Source organism: Stenotrophomonas sp. STEN022, assembly GCF_056760155.1.
The window spans coordinates 1-21,245 of sequence record NZ_JBRREG010000009.1; the positions used below are offsets into that span (position 1 = coordinate 1).

Genomic DNA, 21,245 nt, shown 5'->3' on the forward strand with positions numbered 1-21,245 from the left:
TCCCCAAAGCTTCGGTGCGGGTGTCGGTACTTGCGATGCGTGGCCCGTATGCATCATCAGCTTCGCGGCTGACGCCGCTCCTACATGCATTCACCGGGAAAGCTCCTGCCGAGCATGGCTAGGCACTACAGCCGGGCAAAGAGAGGCTGGTGCATTTGTTTTCTCAGATCCGACGGAAGTTCTTCCTCTCCCTCTCGTCGACTGGCCTGCGCCTCGGTATTCGAGGCGCAGTTTTTATTCCTCAACGCTTGCTGCGCTCGCTGCGACGTAGCTCGGCGGGAATCTCGATTTCGACCTTCGCCGGCAAGCTGCCGATGTGCAGCTCATTGCCCAGCCATTGTGCCGGTTCGCCATTGATGGTCGCCTCTCCCGGCGTGCCCTCATATGGCCATTGCAGCAACAGTCCCGCTGCCGGCAAACGCAGTCCTTCGGATACCTGCAAGGTCAACTGCTTGTCACTGCGCTGCAGCGAGTAACTCAACATCCCGTGCGAGGTATTCAAATCCTCGATGGCGATGCCCCTGCCGGTCAGCCACGCATTCGGTACACCAGCAGCCAAGACGATCGGCCCGTCCACATCGCGCTCATAGGCGAACATATCCAAGGCCGAACGCACGAAGTCGGACGCCACCCAGGCATGCGGCAGATCGCCGACAAAGAACGGTTGCCGCGGCGTCGATGACACCACTTCGGCCCATTGATTCCATGCCGGCGGCGCACGGTCCTTGAAGAAAAACTCGGTGGCCTCCCAGGCCCGCGCACGCCAACCCAGGCGCACGAAGGCGCTTACGTTGCGCCACTCGTAAGGCGTGTAGTCCTTCCATTTACGCTTGCCGTCGCGGCGCTCGACGAAGTGCTGCCAATAGCGCTCGAAGGTATTGTCCAAGGCCGGCTGCGGCAACCTGCCCTGCTCGCCACCCGGCGCCAAGGCAATCGTGGTCGAGGTGGCATCGAAGTCACCCAACTCCACAGAGCCCGGCAGATAGTCGATCTTGTGCGCAGCCATCGCCGCGCGCAGTGATTCATCCAGGTCCTGGCGGAACTGGTCACGTGATGCGGCCATGGTCAGCGCTTCGGTTTCCAAGCCCAAGGCCGTCGCCATATCGGCTGCGTCCTTGTAACCGCGCAACGCCCAGAAGTTGTCCCAGTACGAATGCACCGGCTTGGCCGAATAGCCTTCATGGCTGATCGAGGCCGGCATCATTCCGTAGAAGCCGGCATTGCGCGCACGATTCTCCTCCGTGCGTTCGCTCAGGCGCAGCTGCTCCATGTAGCTCCATGCCAACTGCGCATGCGGCCACATCTGCTGCAGGAAGGCAGTGTCGCCGGTATGTCGCCAGTATTCGGCGATGGTGTAGATCAGTTCACCGTGGCTGTCGTTCTCCGGCACCGGATCGCTGCCACGCGCATCCACGCAGCACGGCACCATGCCGCTTTCAAATTGATACGGCGCATACCAGTCAACATACTGGCGCACCGCATCGGCGCGTCCCATCCGCAACAAACCTTCGGAGATCATCGCGCCGTCGCGGATCCAACTGCGTGCATAGGAACGCGTGCCCGGTTGCAGGCTCGGCCCGACCCGCGATATCAGCATATGTGCGAGCGCTGTGCGCAAGGTATTGGCCAGCGGCTGGCCCGCTTCCGGCACCCGCAACTTGAGCTGATCGAGCTTTTGCCGCCACATCGTGGCGACCTGTTGCTGCGCTTTGTCTGCATCGAACCTGGCCGGCATCTGCCAATTGCCGGTCTGTGGCAGTACCAGCACTACCTCGCGACGCTGGCCCGGCTCCAGCTTCCAGTTGTAGACCAAGGCACCCGAAGCCAAGCCGGTGGCGTCGCGCACCTCCTGCGTGCTCGGCAACTCCTTGTCAGCCAGATGGGTGACATCGAGCTTGCTGTCGAAGCTGCTGGCGAAGCTGGCATCAGCCGGTGAGGTGGCATAGACCCGCGGCTGGCCGTTGACGCTGATACGCGCGCCCTGCGTGGCCAGACTGTCGATGCGGCTGACGCCGCCGACGGTATTGAGGAACTGGCTTGGCGGATTGACCTGGAACGGCCGCACCGCAAGCGCCAAACGATACTCGTGCGTAACCTTGTCGGTGTTGTGCAGCTCATAACGTGCCACCAGCTGTGCCTGTTCGGGCCGCCCCTGCACAAAACCAGTGACATTCAAACCGAATTGATCGTGCTGCCAGGCCACCGACGGCATCGGCAGATAACCGTCCTGCAAGCTCTGGCTGGATTTCACCTCCGCCCAACCAAGCACCTTGCCATCAAGCACCACGAACGGCTCGATGCTGAAGCCGCCTTTCATCGCCTCCAGCGCACCGTCCTCGCTGATCAGCGCCTGCTCGCGACCGCCGTCCAGGCCGAGGATGGTCCAGTACGGTTGCTCGCCACTGAAGCCACGCGGCAAGGAACCACGCGGCAGATCGGCCGCAACAGAACGGATGAAATCATTCGGTGTATTGGCAAACGACAAGGGCTTGAGACTGATATCGCGGATGCCATAACGCCAGTTGGGGCCATCGACCAGATCAAAGCGCAGGTAACGCGCCTCGGTTTCCGGCAATGCCAGCCAATCCTTGCCACCGCTGCCGCTGGTGACTTCACGCAGCGTCTTCCAGTCACGCCCATCGGCGGACCCACGCACCACGTACCGACTTGCCTCCAGCCCGGGTGCCCATTGCACGACTGCACCGCCGAACTCGCGTACTTTGCCCAGGTCCAGGCTGACTGTCTGCTGCTTGATTCCGCCGCTGATCCACAATGTGTCCGGCTTGCCATCGGCGATGCGCTGCTGCAGGGCAGTCGCCGTATCAGCGATCACCGTGGTGTTCAGCGCCGAGTTGTCTTCCTTGGGCAGCGGTTGCAGCGTCAGCTGGTCGAAGCACACCGTGCCGCGGCCGCCAACCTTGCTGTAGATGGTGAACTCCACCGCCGCGCTACGGCGCAGAGTCTTGTCCTGGTCTGGGCCCCAGGCTTTTTCGATATGCCGTTTGCGGTAGCTGATGCGGGTCCAGTTTTTCGGGAAGTTGAAACCCGGGCGATTGACCCACCAGACATTGTCGCCGCTGGCATCGACCAGCTTGAACTGCAGGTCGTTGGCCGGCGAATCGCCGCGCAGGTCGAAGGACAGCTGGTAGTTCTCAGGCCAGCTCACGTCCAACGGGCGACGGATGCCGACGTAACCGGAGACCTCATGGAAATCGTAGTCCAGGCACAATGCACGGCCGCTGTTGCCGGCCACTGGACGCAGCGAACCGCTGACCTGCGGCGAGGTGATCAGCTGCCAAGCACCGATATCGTCAAACTTGGCGAGCACGGCCGCTCCAGCCGGTTGCACCCACGCCAGCGACAAGCTCAGCAGACCGATCACAAAACGCATATTCATCAGCAAAGTCCCGATTTACCACCAGCAAAACCTGCTGGATTTTCGCAAAGATCACCGCCATCCGCGGCGGTATGTTTCGTATGGAAGTGCAGCACCGCAGCCCGCTTGCGGATCACGGCGAATCAGCCCTTGACGCTGCCCAGCAGCAGCCCCTGGATGTAGTAACGCTGCAGCACCAGGAACAGCAACAGCACCGGAAGTACCGTCACCACCGCGCCGGCCATCATCATTTCCACATCCATGATGTGCTCGCGCGACAAGCTGGCCAGCGCCACAGGCAAGGTGTAGTGCTCCTGGTCAGTCAACACGATCAACGGCCACATGAAATCGCTCCATGCACCCATGAAGGTGAAGATCGCCAAGGTCACCAGCACCGGTTTGAGCATGGGCAACACGATCTGGAAGAATATCCGCGCCTCACTGGCACCGTCGATGCGCGCCGCTTCCAGCAGCTCATCCGGAATCGAGCGCGCGTACTGACGCACCAGGAAGATGCCGAACACGCTGGCCAAGGCAGGAATCACCACGCCACCAAACGTGTTGACCAACCCCATCTGCTTCATCAGCAGGAACAGCGGCAGCATCGCCACCTGCGCCGGGATCACCAGCGCGGCCAGCAACATCTGGAACAACCGCTCGCGGCCGACAAAACGGAGTTTGGCAAAGGCATAACCGGCCAAGGTGTTGAACAGCAACGAACCCAGGGTAATCGCAATCGACACCAGCAAGCTGTTGACGAAGTTGTTGCCCATGCCGGTGCGGGCGAACAAGGCCTGATAGTTGGCAAGCGTGGTGTGCGCCGGCAGCAACGGCGGCGGAAACTGCGATGCCTGCCCGCTGGGCATGAACGACACCGACAGCATCCACGCCAACGGCGCCAGGCTGATCACGGCCAACAGCAAGAGCCCGCCGTTCACCCACCACGCATGCCAACGCGATTGTCCAATCTCGCGGCTCGTACCAATCTGGCTCATACCAGCTCCCTGCGCTTACCGAAGCGCAACATCAGCGTGGTCACCGCCAGGATGATCAGGAACAACAGGAAGGCCACGGCCGAGGCGCGGCCAAGGTTCCACCACTTGAAGCCCTCCTCGAACATGAAGTACAGCACGCTCACCGTGCTTTGCAGCGGATCACCGCGGGTCATCACGTAGGGCTCGGCAAACAACTGGAAGTAGCCGGACACGGTGATCACGCCGACCACCAGCAGCACCGGCCCCAGCATCGGCAAGGTGATATGCAGGAACTGCTGCCAGCGCGAGGCGCCATCAATGCGCGCCGCCTCGTACAAGTCCTTGGGGATCGCCTGCAGGCCAGCCAGGAAGATCACCATGTTGTAGCCAAAGTTCTTCCATACCGCGAAACCGATGATGGTCGGCATTGCCCAGTTCGGGTCGCCCAGCCAATCGATCGGATTGATCCCGATCTGGCCCAGTCCCCAGTTCACCAGCCCGTAGCGGGTGTGGAACAGATAGCGCCAGATCACCGCCACCGCCACCAGCGTGGTCACCACGGGTGCGAACAACGCGGTGCGGAACAGCGCCTTGAAGCGCGCGGCCGGGGCGTTGAGCAGCAGCGCGGCACCCAGCGAAACACCTATCGACAAGGGCACGCCAGCCACCACGAAGTAGGCGGTATTGCCCAGCGACTTCCAGAACATCGGCGTCTGCAGCAGGTCGATGTAATTACCAAGGCCGGCGAAGCGCAGGTTGTGTGGGTCAGCCAAGGCATAGAGATCGAAGTCGGTCAGGCTCAAGGCCAGCGCTGACAATACGGGTAGACCGAAGAACACGCCGATCACGATCAGCGCCGGTGCGGCGAAGATCCAGCCAGCCAGCGAGCCGCGCTTCATGGCGTAGCCTTGGCAGCCGCACTAGGCTGCTGTTCGACGATCCAACGGCGCTTGGCGAGGATGTCATCCACCTGCTGATCCAGCTGTTCCACCGCCCTTTCCTGCGGCAAACCACCGCGCACCACCTGCTCGGTCACCACCCGCATCTGTTGGGCGATGCGCTCCCACTCCAATACCTTGGGCGTGGGTTTGACGCGTTCGAGCTGATCGGCGAATGCGGCGGTCAGCGGATCATCCTGCAACTCTGGCGACTGCCAGGCACTACGGCGCGGCGGCAGGTCACCAATGATCTTGTAGAAGCGCTGCTGGATCGCCGGCCGCGACAGGAACTCGATCAGCTTCCACGCCGCCTCTTTTTTCTGCGAGGAACGAAATACCACCAGACTGGTGCCGCCGGCGATACCTGCACCCGGACCATCCGGACCGGGTAGTGGCGTCGCGCCCCACTCGCCTTCCAGGCCAGGTGGCTGGCGCTGGCGGAACTCGCGGATATTCCATGGGCCCGACAGATAGAACGCGGTGAAACCGCGGAAGAACTCATCCCAGACGTTGGATATCTGGGTCTCGGACATCTTCGGCGCCCAGCCTTGCTCGAACATGTTGTCGTAGAAGGCCAGCGTGCGGCGGAAACCGGGGCTGCTGAAGTTTCCGCGGGTATCGCCATCGCGCAACAGAGCATCATCCTGCTGCAGCGCGAACGACAGCTGCGGCTCGAACTCGTTCAAGGGCATCAGCACCGGATAACCACGCGCGCCCATGAGCTTCTTCAGCGCCGCGTTCATCTGCTCCCATTCGGCCCAGGTCTTCGGTGGTTGTGAGTACCCAGCCTGACGCAGCAGATCCTTTCGATAGAACAGTAAACGTGTATCTACATACCAAGGGATACCGACCAACTGACCATCGACGACATTGGTATCCCAGATGCCGGCGAAGTAGTCGGACTGATCGATGACAGTGGACGTATCGACCAGTGGCTGCAGCGGCGTCAGTGACTGCAAGGTGGCGAACTCGGCGATCCAGGTATTGCCCAGCTGACAGACATCGGGAAGTCCGTCAGCCGCATAAGCCGTCAACAACTTCTCGTGCGCTGCGGTCCACGGAATATTCTGTACATCGACACGAATGCCCGGGTTCTCCGCCTCGAACTCGCGGACCAGCTCGCCGACCACCTCGGCCTCGCGGCCCATCGCCCAGAACCGCAAGGTAGTGCCCTGCTCCGGCTTGGCGCAGCCTGCGAGCAAGACCAGCAACACGATGGCAAACGCGCGCATCATTGGTCGCGCGTCACTGCTTCTTGGCCGCAGGTGCTGCCGGCTGCTCGCTGGCTGCCTTCTGCTCTGCTGCAGCTGAAGCGCGTGACTCGGCAATACCGGCTGCCCGCGCCGATGCCGCCTGCTCGTCCTTCTGCAACGGCTGGAAGCTGTCTTCCGGCGCCAACCAACCGCCAGTAAACCCCGCCCGCTCCAAGCCTTTGCGGATGTAAGGGTTCTTCTTCATCACTTCCCACACGAACTCATCGCGGTAGTTGGCGATGCCGGCGAGGATCGGGCCTTGATCAATGGCGATGTAATCACTGGCCACCCAGCCGCGCTCCGGAATCAGACGACCGGTCTTGAGCGGGATGTCGTAGCTGAAGCTCGGGTTGAACGAATCCAGGAAGCCGTAGCTCGAGTACAGGTAATCGCCGTAGCGTTTGTGCATTTCCACCGTGGCCGGAATCACAACCTCCGGCGCGAACGGCAGTGAGGAGATCGCGGCCGAAGGCACGATGGTGCCGTCATCGAAGTTTTCGCGCAGGCCAGCACCGCGTGCCGAGTAGTGGCGGAACTGGCGCTGTTCGCCCTTGTAGTCCTGGGTGGTGTTCTGCGGGCCATCGCCTGCGGTCAAACCCCAGACATTGGCGCTGTAGTCCTTCCACTGCATCGGGTTCTCAATCGCATACTCGCGTTGCGCCAAGGTGGCGCGGCGGCTGTTGAGGAAGTAGTCGATGCCGCGCTCGCGCATATACGGGTCCTGGATATCGCGGAAGTCGATCCAGACATGGCTGTACTGATGGCCAAACAGCGGTCCGAACGACAGGTACTCCTGGCCTTGGTACACGCCCCAATCGTTGTCATAGGTACGCGTCCACACCGTCCACGCATCGGGCTCGACCGGATGCGTCGGCGACCCGAGGGCCAGTATGTACAGCATCATCGCTTCGTTGTAGCCCATCCAGTCGTGCTGGATGAAACCGCTCTCCGGGAACCAACCCATCGAGACCAGCGGCTTGTTGCGTTGCAGCCACTGCCAGTCCGTGCGCTTGTAGATCGTGTCGGCAATCTGCCGGATCTCCTTCTCGCGCGGATCGTCCCGATCGTAATAACTCTGCGCAAACAGCACACCCATCAACAGCAACGCGGTATCCACGCTGGAGAGTTCCACCCAGCTGTCATAGCGCCGCCCCTGCTGCATGTCGAGGAAGTGGTAGTAAAAGCCCTTGTAAGCACCCTTGCCGGTGCGCTGCGGACCGCTGGGCAGGTCACGGAAGAACTTCAACGTGACCAGTGTGCGCTCCACCGCCTGGTTGCGGCTTACCCAGCCGTTCTCGATACCGATCGGATAGGACGTCAGCGCAAAACCCACCGAAGCGATGCTGGCAAACGGCCGCGACGGATAGCGATCCGGCGTCAGCCCGTTCTGTTCGTTGGTGGTATCCCAGAAGAACTGGAAAGTACGCCGCTCGATGTCGTCGAACAACGGCGGCAGTTCCGGCTTCATCGGGCGCGGCGGCAGGTCCGCCTCAATCAGGATCACCTGCGGCAATACCTTCGGCATCGGCGGCTCCGGCGCCTTGCCACAGCCCGCCAACAACGCCAGCCCGATACCGGCGAGAACACAGGCCAACAACTGCGGGGTACGTGACTTGCTCAAGGCGACATCCATCTTGAAAGCCTAGCACCACATTCACGTGGCCAAGGCGTACTGCATTTGGGAAACGTCCCGATCGCCAAGCACAAGGCGACCGGGACCCATGCACTTACCAATCCAGACCAAACGAGAGCTTGAAGGTCCGGGTCGGCAATGCAATGGCGTTGGGACGACCCCACGCCGGGTTCTGTGGTTCGCCAGCTCCGCCGCGCCAATCTTCGTAGCCGGAATAGTTGGACCAGTTGAAGACGTTCAAGAAATCACCACGAACGCGTAGCCGGATGTCACTGCCGGTATCCCAAACCTTCTCCATCGCGAGATCGATCTGCTTGAAATCCTCGTCCGGCGTATAGCTCTCAAAATGGCAGAATGCCCATGCTGAGACATTGCAGTTCTGGTAGTACCTGGGCGTTGCATCCGCCCAGGTTCCCTTACCGGAGAAGGTGATACCCCACGGGCCATCCCAGATACCGGTCAGGACCACACGATTCTCCGGAACCTTGCCGGGGAACCAGCCGTAGTCACTGACCTTTTCCGCGTTGAACGCCCCCGGCCAACCATCGATCGGACTGTTCTGCTCCGAATCGGTATAGGTATAGGCCAAGGTCACGCCCCACCGGGACGCCTCGGTATACGGCTTCTCAAGCTTCACGTAGACCGATTTGCTCTTGGTCTCAAGCGCGTTCTGGGCAAGGATCAGGTTCGAGAACGGTGCAAAGCCTGCGCCCCACGGCGGCGGATCGGTTGCACCGGCCGGAGTGGACGGGAAGAAGCTGCCGTCAGCCCGGCGATTGCCCAACACGAACGCGATGCCATCGTGGCTGCGGATATAAGAGTAGGCAACCTCGGTATTCCAATCATTGCCCAAGACCGTGAAGGTGTTGCGCATACCCAGACTGAACTGGTCCGAGTAAGGCACCTCAAGTGCATTGTTGTTGAGGAATACTTCACGCGATCCGGCAACCGATGACGCGCGCAGGAATTCCGGATCCAGGTAGCGCGGGTCCCAGGTCCGGCATGTGGCGTCGGTAGCTGTATTGCAGGGATGCAGGGCAGTATTGAAGTTGTAGACGTATTTGCCCCAGCTGGCCTTGGAAACTTCATTCTGCAGGTAATCAAACAGATTGCGGTCGTAGGAACGCCCCGCACCACCGAATACAACGTGACGCTCATCCGCGAAAAGATCGTAGGAGAAGCCGACGCGCGGTGCCCAGTTGTTCTTGTCAGCCTTTCGGTTGCCACCGGTGCTGATGTAGTCGTTGATGTTGATACCTGAGCCAGGCAGGTTCGCATTGGATGCCTGCAGGGCGGAGACAACAGCGCCCGGCGTCACATAGTCGTCGTAGCTCGGGGTCTTTTCATAGTCCCAACGCACACCTACGTTGACCGTGAGGTGCTCATTGACCACCCAGTCGTCCTGGATGTAGACACCGAACTGTTTGTTCTTCGATTCCACGGTGCCATTGCCAAAGCCAGCAACTGGCGCGCCGAACTCCACGTGCGTGGGATTGGTCAGGCTCTCGCGGATGTCGTAGTAGAACTGCGGGTTGTATGCGTTCTGCTCCAGCGTCTTCAGATCGACCTGCTTGTACTTGATACCCATTTTTACCGTGTGGTTCTCCCAACCGCTGAAGGTCAGGTCATCCTGCAGCGACCACCCCTTCTGTCCTTTGTTCTGGTAGTTGTCCGAGCCGCCAGAGCGGGCGATGGTGTCCCACCAATTGCCATCACTCAGGAAGTAGCCATTGCTGAAACTGGCGGGCTTCGGGCTCCAGAACGCATCCTCATAGGTGAGGTGCGCATCGTTGAGCCAGTTGTAGGAACTGAACTGATAACGCAGGTCCACCCGCGTTTCTTCGTTGGTATTGAGGGTGGCTGCGCTGGGCAGGCGCTGATCCTGCACCTGGATTGTCTCGCTTTCATCGCGGTACTTCGCGGTGAGCTCGAAGTAGTGGTTCTGGCCCAGCGTCCAGTCAATCTTGCCGAAGTACAGGTCTTCCTTGAACGGCGAGCTGTAGGTGCCAGTTCCATATTCGGCCAGCATGTCAGCCGGCAGCTGCGAAGCCTGATAGCCTCGGCCTAGGTTGAAAGTGCGCGGCGAAAGGTATTCCTTGGCCTCATAAGCCACGAAGAAGTGCGCCACATCCTTGAGGATCGGCCCACCAAAGGAGACACCGTACTGCTCCTCCTTGCTGATCGCCTTGGTGGCCCCTTCGCGCTCTTCAAAGCGGCTGCGTGAACGCCAATTCGTACTGGTCCGGTCCCAGAAAAAGCTGCCTTCGAACTCGTTTGTACCGGATCGTGTTGCTGCAACGATCGCGGCACTGCTGAGTTGATCGTATTCTGCTTTGTAGTTCTGGGTGATGACCTTGTATTCGCCGATAGCCGACTGCGGGAACGGGTTACCACGACTGGTGTCCTGTCCACTCACACCGCCGGTTGTCACGTAGTTCTTCTGGCCAACACCATCAATGAACACATTGACCGCGTTCGCGCTTTGCGCCCCGGAGCGGACACGAGTGTTGCCACTTGCGTCGGTCAAGAACTGAACACCCGGTGCTGTATCCGCAAATGCAAGGAAGTTGCGGGTGCCCTGCGGCAACGCCTGGATCTGTTTGGGCGTCACATAGGTGGCGATCTCCGAGGTCTTGGTCTCGACCGGTGCCTCTGCAGTCACCTGGACAGCGTCCAGATTGGTCGTTGCACCACCAGCCGCGGTTTCCGTCACGCCACCCACGCCCAGATTGACTGTTGCGGTCTGCCCCACCTGCACCGTGATGTTCTGGCTATTGGTCTTGCCTGCAGCACTCACGTCGACCCGGTAGGTACCCGGCGGAAGGCCGGCCAAGGAATAAGCGCCACTGCCGGTGCTCTGCACGCTGCGGCTCAGACCCGTAGCGATATTCGTCGCCGTTACCTGCGCCTGCGCGGCAGGGCTCGAGTCGGCCATCACTTGACCACGAATGGTGGCACTGGTGCTTTGCGCGAACGCGGGTGCAGCACCCAACAGCAGGCAACCGACAAGCGCGCTACTGAGCAGCTTGCGCGTTGGTGTGAATTTCCGAGCATTTTTGTTCATTTTCGTCCTCTCCCAAGGCGACGGCACCTGGCCGTGAAGAACATGTATGTGAGCAAGCGTCCCGGTCTGACGCCGGGTCAAAGGAAGTCGCAGGCGGTGGTTGAGTCACGTACCACCAAGGTTGGAACCAGCGTTACAGCAGGCGTTGCCTGCGCCTCACCGCTATCGATCATCTGCACCAGCTGCAGCATCGCCCGCTCGCCCAGCTCGGCGATGCTCACCTGCATCGTCGTCAAAGAAGGGTGAACAAAGCGCGCCAAAGGAATGTCGTCAAAGCCGGCCAATGCCACCTGCGCGGGCACTTTCACCTCTGCCTGCGAGAACGCATACAGGCAGCCCAAGGCCATCATGTCGTTGGCGGCAAACACCGCATCAGGCAGTTCGGAACCCGCCAACAGCGCCAAACCGGCCTGATGACCGGAGGCTTCATCAAAATTACCCGGCAGCTCGATGGCTTCAACCCTGCCGTCGAATGCCGCCATCGCCTCGCGGAAACCAAGCAGGCGTTGTTGCGCATCGTGGTTGTGTTCCGGGCCGCCGATGAAGGCAATACGGCGATGCCCGCCTTCAAGCAGGTGTCGGGTCATGCTCAGCGCACCGGCATGGTCATCGATGCTGAAAACCGGATAGCGTGCCTCGGCCAACGGCGTGTTGATCAACACGGTCGGCAGCGCAGGGGGCAGATTGTCGACCAGGAAATCGGAATCGCCTGCATACGGCGACAGCACCAACAGACCATCAACGCGCCCACGCATGGCCTGCAACACCGAACCTTGCTGTTGCTGGTCACCGTGATAGCTGGACACCAACAGATGCCGCCGATGGGCGCTGGCCACACCGTCAATGCCGCGCATCAACTCGGAGAAAAACTCGCCGTACAGGTCGGGAAGTACCACACCGACTGTCTGGGTACTGCGGCTGCTCAGGCTGCGGGCTGCCGCATGCGGGGTGTAACGCAGCCGACTGGCAACTTCCAGCACCAGCTTGCGGACCGGCGCGGCGACATTGTCATGGCCGTTGAGGGCGCGTGACACGGTTGCGACGGAGACATTCGCCTCACGGGCAACATCCTTGATCGTTATTGCCGACTTCGCCACTGGCCTACCCACCGCAGTACAGGGTCGGTCGGACTGTAAACGTTTTCAATCGCATTTGTAAACAGTTCGTTAGCTCGATTTGACCCACCTGGACAGCGTCTGTCTGGACAGTCTCCACAGGAACCTGGCAATGCCCCATCCCGTTCAGCCAGCCCCGCCCAACTCCTGTGGCGTCAGCGCCTTGATCGACAAGGCATGGATATCCGTCTCCATCATCTCGCCGAGTGCGGCATACACCGCCCGGTGGCGGGCAAGCGGCGCCTTGCCGGAGAAGGCCTCGCTGACCACCATGACCTTGAAATGGCCGCGCCCATCGCTGGCACCGGCATGACCGGCATGACGGTGGCTGTCATCCTTCACTTCCAACTGCAGCGGCGCAAAGGCAGCCTGCAGGGCCGCCTGGATCCGCTCGACCCGGCTCATGGCAGCACCTTGCGGAATGGACGCACGTCCACATGGGTATAGACGCCGGCAGCCACATACGGGTCGGCATCGGCCCAGGCCCTTGCGGCGGAAAGGTCTTCAAAGCTGGCAATCACCACGCTGCCACTGAAACCAGCCGGACCCGGGTCTTCCGCGTCAACTGCAGGACAGGGACCGGCCAAAAGCAGTCGCCCCTGGTCAAGCAATGTCTGCAACCGCGCCAGGTGTGCCGCCCGCGCCTGCAACCGCGCCGCCAGCACATCCTCTCCGTCATAGCCCTCGATTACGTACCACACTGGCCTTTCTCCGCTTGTCTGCTGAATGGAAGGATGCCAAGTCTAGCGTCACAAGGCTGGACACCGCCCTGCCCGGGCGATTACTCTTTAGTCCATTGCACGCAGCCGGCCAGTAGCCGCCCGGTGCGGTAGCGGGTCAGGCCCGCCACCCAACCACTGGAGCGCATCACTTCCCGGACCGCGTAGACGACCTCCTCGTAATGACGTTGCCGCTGATCCTGCGGCGCGCCTTGTTGTTCATGTGTGGAAGCGCGCCAAACAAGCGCGAGTAGCTCGTAATACATGGGCTGGAATGCTCCCGGGCGGGAACCTGGGACGTGTCCGGCTCGCAATACCCCGAATGTCGACCTGATGACTTCCGAACTCGCGCACGACGCGAACCCGCCAGCGCCGCATCCCTTACCGCAGCAGCAGGAAATGCCGCTGGCGATGGTGCATGGCCAACCGGTACTGCAGATCCCACAGGATCTGTACATTCCACCGGATGCACTGGAAGTCATTCTCGACGCCTTCGAGGGCCCGCTGGATCTACTGCTTTACCTGATCCGCCGGCAGAACCTGGACATCCTCGATATTCCGGTCGCCGAGATCACCAAGCAGTACGTGGAATACATCAACGTCATGCAGGAGCTGCGCTTCGAACTGGCGGCCGAATACCTGGTGATGGCAGCAATTCTTGCTGAAGTGAAGTCGCGCATGTTGTTGCCGCGCCCACCCAGCATCGAAGGCGAAGAAGCAGATCCACGCGCCGAACTGGTGCGCCGTCTGCAGGAATACGAACGCTTCAAGCAGGCCGCCGAGGATATCGACAGCCTGCCCCGGCAGGACCGCGACACCAGCCTGGCGCACGCCTTCGTGCCGGAGCGGGTACTGGTCAAGACTCCGCCGCCGGTGGAGTTGAAGGAAATGCTGCTGGCGCTGCATGACGTACTCAAGCGCGCCGAGCTGTTCAGCGGCCACGCGATCAAACGCGAGGCACTGAGTGTGCGGCAGCGCATGGGCGATGTGCTCGGCCTGCTGGAAGGCGACAAGTTCTACCGTTTTGAAAGTCTGTTCACCGCCGAAGAAGGCAAGCTCGGCGTCCTGGTCACCTTCCTTGCAGTACTGGAGTTGGCCAAGGAGCAACTGCTCGACATCGTGCAGGAAGCCCCGCTCGCCCCGATTTATGTGAAGTCCCTGGCCACTGGCAACACCAACGCACCGCTGCAGTTCTCCAGCGAGTTCGATGACGCTGACACTCCCGCCTGAGCAACCGACCCAACGCATGGATCAACCGCTGATCAACCGCATTGTCGAAGGCGCCCTGCTTGCTTCCAGCCAGCCGGTCACCTTGGCGCAACTGCAGGGGCTGTTTCCCGAAGATGAGCCGGCACCGCCGGGCAGCATCGAACGGGCATTGGAACTGCTGCGCGAAGGCTGCGCGGGTCGCGGCGTGGAACTGACGGAGGTGGCCTCGGGCTACCGCTACCAGATCACCAGCGAAGTGCACGGCTGGGTGTCGCGGCTATGGACCGAACGCAAGACCCGTTACACCCGTGCCACGCTGGAAACCCTGGCCTTGATCGCCTACCGGCAGCCCATCACCCGCGGCGAGATTGAACAGGTGCGCGGCGTGGCAGTGAGCAGCAACATCATCCAGGCCCTGGAAGAGCGCGAGTGGATCCGGGTCATCGGCCACCGTGACGTGCCCGGCAAGCCCGCCTTGTTCGGCACCACCAAGGGCTTCCTGGACTACTTCGGGCTCAAGCGCCTGGACGAACTACCGCCGCTGTCCGAACTGCGCGACATCGGCGAGCTGGAACCGCAACTACCGCTGGATGGCGACGGCCAACCAGCTGCCCCGCTTGCCGCTGGTGCCGCCTCGCCGCATGGCCTGGATGCCGCCAACGACAGCGACCCCACACCCGCAGCTACGCCAGAATCCCCGGATTCGAACGCAGTCGCATCCAACACCGCCTTCACCGGCGAACCCGACGCCGCGCCGGGAGAGCGCGCGGCGGAAGTGGAAAAAACTGAAAACAACGCCGTCGCGACGACGACCGTGGCTGTTGATGTAGCCGATTCCGAACCACAGGCCGACGCGGAAAACGCCGGCCGGAGCCAAACAGATGAGTGACACCCCGCGTAAATCTTCGTTGAACAAGCTCTCGCTCAAGCGCGAAGCCGACACCGACCAACAGCCCAAGCTCGAAGAGCGCCTGCACAAGGTCCTGGCCCAGGCCGGCCTGGGCTCGCGCCGTGCGCTGGAGCAGCGCATCGCCGACGGCCTGGTCAAGGTCAACGGCGAAGTCGCCAAGACCGGCATGTCGATCAAGAGCGGCGACAAGATCGACCTCGACGGTCGCAGCTTTGTCGCCAGCGCGCTGACCGACCCGTCGCGCGTGCTGATCTACAACAAGCCCGAAGGCGAAGTCACCACCCGTGACGATCCCGAAGGCCGCCCGACCGTATTCGAAGCACTGCCGCCGTTGAAGGGCGCACGCTGGATCGCCATCGGCCGCCTCGACATCAACACCACCGGCTTGCTGCTGGCTACCACCGACGGTGAACTCGCCAACGCGATGATGCATCCGTCGTTCGAGGTCGAGCGCGAGTACGTGGTGCGCGTGCGTGCGCCGGAAGGCGAAGAGAAGGTCTCCGACGAAATCGTCGAGCGCCTTGGCCGCGGCGTGCTGCTGGAAGACGGCGGCGCCAAGTTCGACGAAGTCGAGCGCATTGGCGGCACCGATTCGCACGACTGGTTCCGCGTGGTCGTCAAGGAAGGCCGCAATCGCGAAGTGCGCCGCCTGTGGGAATCGCAGGGCTGCCAGGTCAGCCGCCTGAAGCGCACCCGCTACGGAATGATCGAGCGGCCGCGCGACCTGATGCGCGGCAAGTCGGTGGAACTGACCACCCAGCAGGTCGACGCACTGCGCGCCCAGCTGAAGCTGGAAGAAGGCACCCCGTCGGCACTGACCCTGCAGCCTGTGATCGGCCAGCGCAAGGCGGTCAAGACCACCCTGCGCGTGTCGCGCGATGGTGGCCGCGGCAATGCCTACGTCAATGGCCACAACACTGCCGACGAAGGCCGCGAACTGCGCCGCTTCGACAACGTGCGCGAAGACCGCGGCGGCCGTGGCCGTGGCAACAGCGGCGGCTACAAGGGCGGCCTGACGGTCAGCGGCGAAGCCGCAGCCAAGCAGTCGCAGAAGCCGTTCAAGCAGCGCAAGCCCGCAGGCGACCGCAGCCTGCCGGACGGCAACCCGGCCGCGTTCCGCACCTGGTACGTGCCGGACGGTGTCAGCACCGGTCCGAGCGGCCACCGCAATGCGGGTCCAGGCGCAGCACGCGGCCCGGGCGGCAACCGTGGTCCTGCCCGCGGCCCCGCCGCTGATGGCCAGGCACGCCCCTACGGCAAGCCGCGTCCGGGCGGCGCCCCAGGCGCAAGCCGTGGCGGCCCCGGCCAGGGTCGTCCGCAGGGCGCAGGCGGTCAGGGCGCCGGTCAGGGTCAGCGCAGCAAGCACCCTTACGGCCACCCGGGCAACGCCCCGAGCTTCCCCTCCGATCACGCCACCCCGAGCTATAGCCCTTACGGCGCACGTCCGGCTGGCGGCCGCCCGAGCGGCGGCAACCGCGGCCCGGGCGGCCCAGGCGGTCGTCCGTCAGGTGGCCCGCGTCCGGGCGGCAACCGTCCAGGCGGCGCTGGTCGCCCGGGTGGCGGCGGTCGCCCCGGCGGCGGCAACCGCGGTCCGCGCGGCGCCTGATCCGCGACGCAGCTGACGCGCCTCACCGCGCAACACTGCAAGCAAACGCCCGGTGCACCTTGCACCGGGCGTTTGCGTTTTTGGGCCCCGCCTACAAACGATGGATGAACCAATAAAGGTAAAAATACCCAAAATAGACAATTTGGTATATTTTGCCTATACGCACCTGGAGATCGCCATGGATCTGTCCCTGAACCTGCTGGATCTGGAGAAGACGCCTGCCAGTGACGTCAAGGCCAAAGGCTGGCCAGATCTGATGCGCAAGGTCGCCAAGCTTGGCGCTGTCGTGATTACCAACCACAACCATCCTCAGGCAGTAGTGGTCTCTGCCGAGGAGTACCAGCGCTTGGTTGCGCAGGCCTCCGGCGCCTCGGCGGCGGCGCAGCGCGCGCAGTCGCTCCGGCAACTACAGGCCGAGTTCGATGCCCATCTTGCCGTACTTGATGACGGTACCGCCTTGAGCAAGGCCTTGGGGCGCCCTGCCCGCCGTGGCCTGAAGATCACCCCAGGCAAGTCGCGCTGACCGATGGCGCGCATCCTGGTACTGGCCGGCGTCAATGGCGCCGGCAAGAGCTCCCTGTTGGGCATGATGCTGGCGCACGATGGCGCCACCTGGTTCAACCCGGACGCCTTCACTCAACAACTGGTCGAACGCGACTGGCCGCTGGCGGAAGCCAATGCAACCGCGTGGCAGGAAGGCACCCGCCGTCTGCGCGAGGCGATGCAGCTCAATCGAGACTACGCTTTCGAAACAACGCTTGGCGCCAACACCATTCCCAAGCTGTTGCGCGAAGCCTGCGTGCAACATGAGGTAACGGTGTGGTTCTGCGGCCTGGAGAGCGTCGAGCTGCATCTGCAACGTGTGGCCGAGCGGGTTGCCGCTGGCGGCCACGATATTCCCGAGGACAAGATCCGCCAGCGCTACGACAGCTCGCGTCTGAATCTGATCGAACTATTGCCGCACCTGACGACGCTGCACGTCTATGACAACAGCCGCCCGCCGGATCACGACGGTCTGGTCGAGCCGTTGCTGGTGCTGGAAATGGATAAGGGGCGGATTCTCTGCCCGGTCAGCCAGGACGAGTTTGCACAGGTACCGGAGTGGGCCAAGCCCGTGGTGTGGGCGGCGCTCAAGGCCTTTCCGGCCGCAAGTGAAAAGTGAGCAGCAAAGCCAGGAATTTACGTCAGCCAACAGCTGCCCTGCACCACCGTGTGCGACCTTCGATTTGAGCGCTCAGGCCAGCTTGAAGGCCAAGCGGTAACAACGCAGGCAAGCGGACTGCTTGCTAGTCGCACATCTGCAATTGAGCGAAAAGCCCCCTCATCCGCCCTCCGGGCACCTTCTCCCGCAAGCGGGAGAAGGGAGCAGTCCTCAAACATTGCTTCACTTGTTGCCACTGCGATTTCCATCGCTCTGGCCGTTGCTTCGGCTCTGGCCGTTGCTTTATGCATTCCCTTCTCCCGCAAGCGGGAGAAGGTGCCCGGAGGGCGGATGAGGGCGAGCTCTTGCTCTGCGACTCACCACCACAAGAAATCAGCGGCGCTCGATCACGAACTTGCCGAAGCCAATACCAATGCTCCAGCCACGCCCGGTACCCGCCAATGCCAGCGAGATGTCGCCCTTGGTCATCACCTGCGCATCATTGGCGCGCGAAGCACTGGCGTGTGCCTCTGCTGCCGCGTAGGTTCCCAACAAATCGTTGAGCGAATAAGCGCCACTGAACTTGCCGCGACCATCGGTGATGGTGGTGCGACCCACAGTCAAACCGCCACCTTTGGCGCTGATCTTGACCGGAATATTGGCACCGTTGTCGCAGGTGATCGTGCCGGTACCACTGGAGGTCTTGTAGAACATCGACCAACCAGTGAGGTTGTAGTGCAACTCACAGTCGATATTGCCCGCCGCCTGCGCCGCAGGAGCCATACCCAGCGCCAGCACTGCAGCCACCGCCATCATCCTTTTCATCGCGCACCCTCTACTTGATTGGAGCCGGGACCGAGCCTGACAGCACCCCCGCGCATTGCAAAGAGCTGACAGACCCCGCGCCCGGTCGGCGTTCAGCGAAGCACCACCGGCCCGCCCAAGGTAAACGCATCGGCATCCAGCATCGCCGGGAAGCGCTCGCGATGTGCCGCCAGCGCCTGCGCCGAGATAGTGGTGGTGACCACCTGCTCGCGCTCGCGAATCTCCAGCTGCGGCTGGCCGAGAAAATCGATCACCGCGCTGTCGCCGGAGTAGTGCAGACCATTGCCATCCACGCCAATGCGGTTCACCACCGCCACATAGCAGAGGTTCTCAATCGCACGCGCACGCGCCAGGGTCTGCCAGGCGTAGGCACGCGCCGACGGCCAGTTGGCGACGAAGATCTGCAGGTCGAAATCCATCTGCCCTGCCCGCTCCACATCAAACCGGTTGCGGCAGAACACCGGGAAACGCAGGTCGTAGCAGATCTGCGGATTGATCCGCCAGCCCTTCCACTCCACGCATAGGCGCTCGTTGCCGGCGGCATAACGCTTGTGCTCGCCACCAAAACGGAACAGATGACGCTTGTCGTAGTAGTGCAACTCGCCTTCGGGCGTGGCCCACAGCAGACGGTTGTAGACACTGCCATCGACCCGCAGCTGCACGCTGCCGGTCACTACCGCACCCAGCGCGCGCGCCTGTCCGGCGATCCAGGCGACGGTCGGGCCATCCATGTCTTCAGCCTGGTCAATGGCGTCGTTGGAAAAACCGCTGGTGAAGGTTTCCGGCAGGATCACCAGATCGGTGTTGCCTGCCAGCGGTGCCAGCAGCGCACCGTAGTAGTCGCGGTTAGCCGCCGGGTCGTGCCAGCGGGTGTCACCCTGCACCAGGGAAATACGCAGGTCCTGCATTGTCGTCATCGTCCTGAAAGCCATGAAGAAAGAACAGCGCTGATCGCCATGGCAGCGCCCAGTACCGGCACCCGCCATTGCAGCAGCGCGATCCAACGATTGACCAGCTGGCGCCGCTCGACATCATCAAGCAGCGCCAGATACTCGCGGGTATAGCGACCAAAGTTGCCACGAAACGCCAAGCGTCCCTCATCCACCGACACTCCACGCGCCTGCAAGCCGGGTTGAACCACGGAAAGGAACAGATAGCCTTTCACCACAACCGCAAGCAGGAACGTGCCGAACGCCACGAGGAAAACGAACAGGCCGGTATCCATGGTGGTTTCGGATATCAGAGCGCGCGCAGGCGCTCGATGGCCGCGTCCAGCGTCGCATCATTCTTGGCGAAGCACAGCCGTACCAAACGCTGACGAGCCGGCGGGGTTTCGTAGAACGGCGACAGCGGAATCGCGGTGACGCCTTTCTCGATGGTAAGCCAGCGCACGAACTCATGGTCCGGCAGGTCGCTGATCGCCGAATAGTCCACCAACTGGAAGTAACCGCCCGGCACCGGCAGCGGCTTCAGCCGCGTACCCAGCAACTGCTCGCGGAAGCGGTCACGCTTGGCCTGGTAGAACGCGCCAAGTTCCAGATGATGCTCGGGCTCGTCACGAATCATCGCGGCAAAGCCATATTGCGCCGGGCTGTAGGTGGTGAAGGTGTTGTACTGGTGGACCTTGCGGAACTCGGCGGTCATTGCCGGCGGTGCGATGGCGTAGCCGATCTTCCAGCCGGTGCAGTGGTAGGTCTTGCCGAAGCTCGAGATCACGAACGCACGCTCGCGCAGCTCGGGATAACGCAGTGCCGACTCGTGACGAGCGCCGTCGTAGATGATGTGCTCGTACACTTCATCGGAAATCAGGTAGATGTCGGTGCCGCGCAGCACATCGGCCAGCGCCTGCATGTCGTCGGCAGTCAACATCGCGCCAGACGGGTTGTGCGGCGTGTTCACCATCAACATACGCGTCTTCGGGGTGATGGCCGCGCGTACACGGTCCCAATCCACCGCGAAGGTCTGCGGGTCCAGCGGCACGTGCACAGCGCGCGCGCCGGCCAGATCGATCGCCGGCTCGTAGCAGTCATAAGCCGGGTCCAGCACGATGACTTCCTCCCCGGCACGCACCACGGCGTGGATGGCATTGAAGATCGCCTCGGTGCCGCCGGAGGTAACCGTGATCTCGCTGTCCGGATCAACCTGTGCGCCATAGCAATCCAGCGCCTTCTGCGCGATCGCCTGGCGTAGCGGCGCCACGCCGGTCATCGGCGCGTACTGGTTCAAGCCCTCACGCATGGCCTTGGCAGTCTCGTCGATCAGGCGCTGCGGGGCGGAAAAGTCCGGAAAACCCTGACCAAGATTGACCGCACCATGTTCGGCGGCCAGCTGCGACATCACGGTAAAAATGGTGGTGCCCACCTTGGGCAACTTGGTTTGCGGATGCATGGGTACGTACACACCGGGGGAGAAAACCCCGAGTGTACGCAAAGCTGGCACGCCAGGCTTCCCAAACCGTGCCCACAGGCCCCGGGACAGCACC

At 62.1% G+C, this 21,245-nt stretch carries 19 protein-coding genes; 5 read left to right on the plus strand and 14 right to left on the minus strand.

From position 1 onward, the window contains the following. Window positions 1–241: 241 nt before the first annotated feature. The 10 genes from ACVOMF_RS03445 to ACVOMF_RS03490 all read right to left on the minus strand — a co-directional run bounded on the left by ACVOMF_RS03445 (window position 242) and on the right by ACVOMF_RS03490 (window position 13,338). Window positions 242–3,391 (minus strand): discoidin domain-containing protein, encoded by a 3,150-nt coding sequence (locus ACVOMF_RS03445; RefSeq protein WP_481508084.1) that lies wholly within the window; start codon window positions 3,389–3,391, stop codon window positions 242–244. Between the two features lie 128 nt (window positions 3,392–3,519). Beyond that, a complete protein-coding gene (locus ACVOMF_RS03450) occupies window positions 3,520–4,371 on the minus strand; it encodes a carbohydrate ABC transporter permease (RefSeq protein ID WP_481508029.1) in 852 nt (283 codons plus the stop codon). Continuing rightward, window positions 4,368–5,249, minus strand: coding sequence for a carbohydrate ABC transporter permease (locus tag ACVOMF_RS03455; protein ID WP_481508030.1), 882 nt, complete (start codon window positions 5,247–5,249; stop codon window positions 4,368–4,370). Before ACVOMF_RS03455 ends, ACVOMF_RS03450 begins: the two co-directional genes overlap by 4 nt. Continuing rightward, entirely contained in the window at window positions 5,246–6,520 is a 1,275-nt protein-coding gene (locus tag ACVOMF_RS03460) for a sugar ABC transporter substrate-binding protein (RefSeq protein ID WP_481508085.1), read from the minus strand. The genes ACVOMF_RS03455 and ACVOMF_RS03460 overlap by 4 nt, the downstream gene beginning before the upstream one ends. 13 nt (window positions 6,521–6,533) lie before the next feature. Further along, window positions 6,534–8,066: a glucoamylase family protein gene (locus ACVOMF_RS03465; protein WP_481508086.1), complete on the minus strand. Its 1,533-nt coding sequence runs from the start codon at window positions 8,064–8,066 to the stop codon at window positions 6,534–6,536. A gap of 202 nt (window positions 8,067–8,268) precedes the next feature. Next, entirely contained in the window at window positions 8,269–11,238 is a 2,970-nt protein-coding gene (locus ACVOMF_RS03470; protein ID WP_481508031.1) for a TonB-dependent receptor, read from the minus strand. Between the two features lie 77 nt (window positions 11,239–11,315). After that, entirely contained in the window at window positions 11,316–12,335 is a 1,020-nt protein-coding gene (locus tag ACVOMF_RS03475; RefSeq protein ID WP_481508032.1) for a LacI family DNA-binding transcriptional regulator, read from the minus strand. Between the two features lie 144 nt (window positions 12,336–12,479). Beyond that, the gene (locus ACVOMF_RS03480; protein ID WP_481508033.1) at window positions 12,480–12,758 is read right to left on the minus strand and encodes a BolA family protein; all 279 of its coding nucleotides are present in this window, start codon (window positions 12,756–12,758) and stop codon (window positions 12,480–12,482) included. After that, entirely contained in the window at window positions 12,755–13,054 is a 300-nt protein-coding gene (locus ACVOMF_RS03485) for a YciI family protein (protein WP_481508034.1), read from the minus strand. The genes ACVOMF_RS03480 and ACVOMF_RS03485 overlap by 4 nt, the downstream gene beginning before the upstream one ends. Before the next feature lie 80 nt (window positions 13,055–13,134). Beyond that, the gene (locus tag ACVOMF_RS03490) at window positions 13,135–13,338 is read right to left on the minus strand and encodes a hypothetical protein (protein ID WP_481508035.1); all 204 of its coding nucleotides are present in this window, start codon (window positions 13,336–13,338) and stop codon (window positions 13,135–13,137) included. 67 nt (window positions 13,339–13,405) lie between these two features. Here ACVOMF_RS03490 and ACVOMF_RS03495 point away from each other — a divergent pair, with 67 nt between their 5' ends. From ACVOMF_RS03495 to ACVOMF_RS03515, 5 genes are all read left to right on the plus strand, one after another. Then, window positions 13,406–14,302 (plus strand): segregation and condensation protein A, encoded by an 897-nt coding sequence (locus ACVOMF_RS03495; RefSeq protein WP_481508036.1) that lies wholly within the window; start codon window positions 13,406–13,408, stop codon window positions 14,300–14,302. A 16-nt stretch (window positions 14,303–14,318) separates the two neighbouring features. Then, window positions 14,319–15,170 (plus strand): SMC-Scp complex subunit ScpB, encoded by an 852-nt coding sequence (gene scpB, locus ACVOMF_RS03500; protein WP_481508087.1) that lies wholly within the window; start codon window positions 14,319–14,321, stop codon window positions 15,168–15,170. After that, on the plus strand, window positions 15,163–16,797 hold the full coding sequence (locus ACVOMF_RS03505; protein ID WP_481508037.1) for a pseudouridine synthase: 1,635 nt from the start codon (window positions 15,163–15,165) through the stop codon (window positions 16,795–16,797). The genes scpB and ACVOMF_RS03505 overlap by 8 nt, the downstream gene beginning before the upstream one ends. A gap of 178 nt (window positions 16,798–16,975) precedes the next feature. Continuing rightward, window positions 16,976–17,320: a type II toxin-antitoxin system prevent-host-death family antitoxin gene (locus tag ACVOMF_RS03510; RefSeq protein ID WP_481508038.1), complete on the plus strand. Its 345-nt coding sequence runs from the start codon at window positions 16,976–16,978 to the stop codon at window positions 17,318–17,320. A gap of 3 nt (window positions 17,321–17,323) precedes the next feature. Next, window positions 17,324–17,959 (plus strand): ATPase, encoded by a 636-nt coding sequence (locus ACVOMF_RS03515; protein ID WP_481508039.1) that lies wholly within the window; start codon window positions 17,324–17,326, stop codon window positions 17,957–17,959. A 372-nt stretch (window positions 17,960–18,331) separates the two neighbouring features. On the opposite strand, the gene ACVOMF_RS03520 is transcribed toward ACVOMF_RS03515, so the two are convergent. From ACVOMF_RS03520 to ACVOMF_RS03535, 4 genes are all read right to left on the minus strand, one after another. Next, window positions 18,332–18,763, minus strand: coding sequence for a hypothetical protein (locus ACVOMF_RS03520; RefSeq protein ID WP_481508040.1), 432 nt, complete (start codon window positions 18,761–18,763; stop codon window positions 18,332–18,334). 92 nt (window positions 18,764–18,855) lie between these two features. Further along, window positions 18,856–19,671, minus strand: a complete 816-nt coding sequence (locus tag ACVOMF_RS03525) for an amidohydrolase (RefSeq protein ID WP_481508088.1) — start codon at window positions 19,669–19,671, stop codon at window positions 18,856–18,858. 5 nt (window positions 19,672–19,676) lie between these two features. Then, a complete protein-coding gene (locus ACVOMF_RS03530; RefSeq protein ID WP_481508041.1) occupies window positions 19,677–19,988 on the minus strand; it encodes a hypothetical protein in 312 nt (103 codons plus the stop codon). Window positions 19,989–20,002: 14 nt separating this feature from the next. After that, window positions 20,003–21,151: a pyridoxal phosphate-dependent aminotransferase gene (locus tag ACVOMF_RS03535; RefSeq protein WP_481508042.1), complete on the minus strand. Its 1,149-nt coding sequence runs from the start codon at window positions 21,149–21,151 to the stop codon at window positions 20,003–20,005. Between the last annotated feature and the right edge of the window lie 94 nt (window positions 21,152–21,245).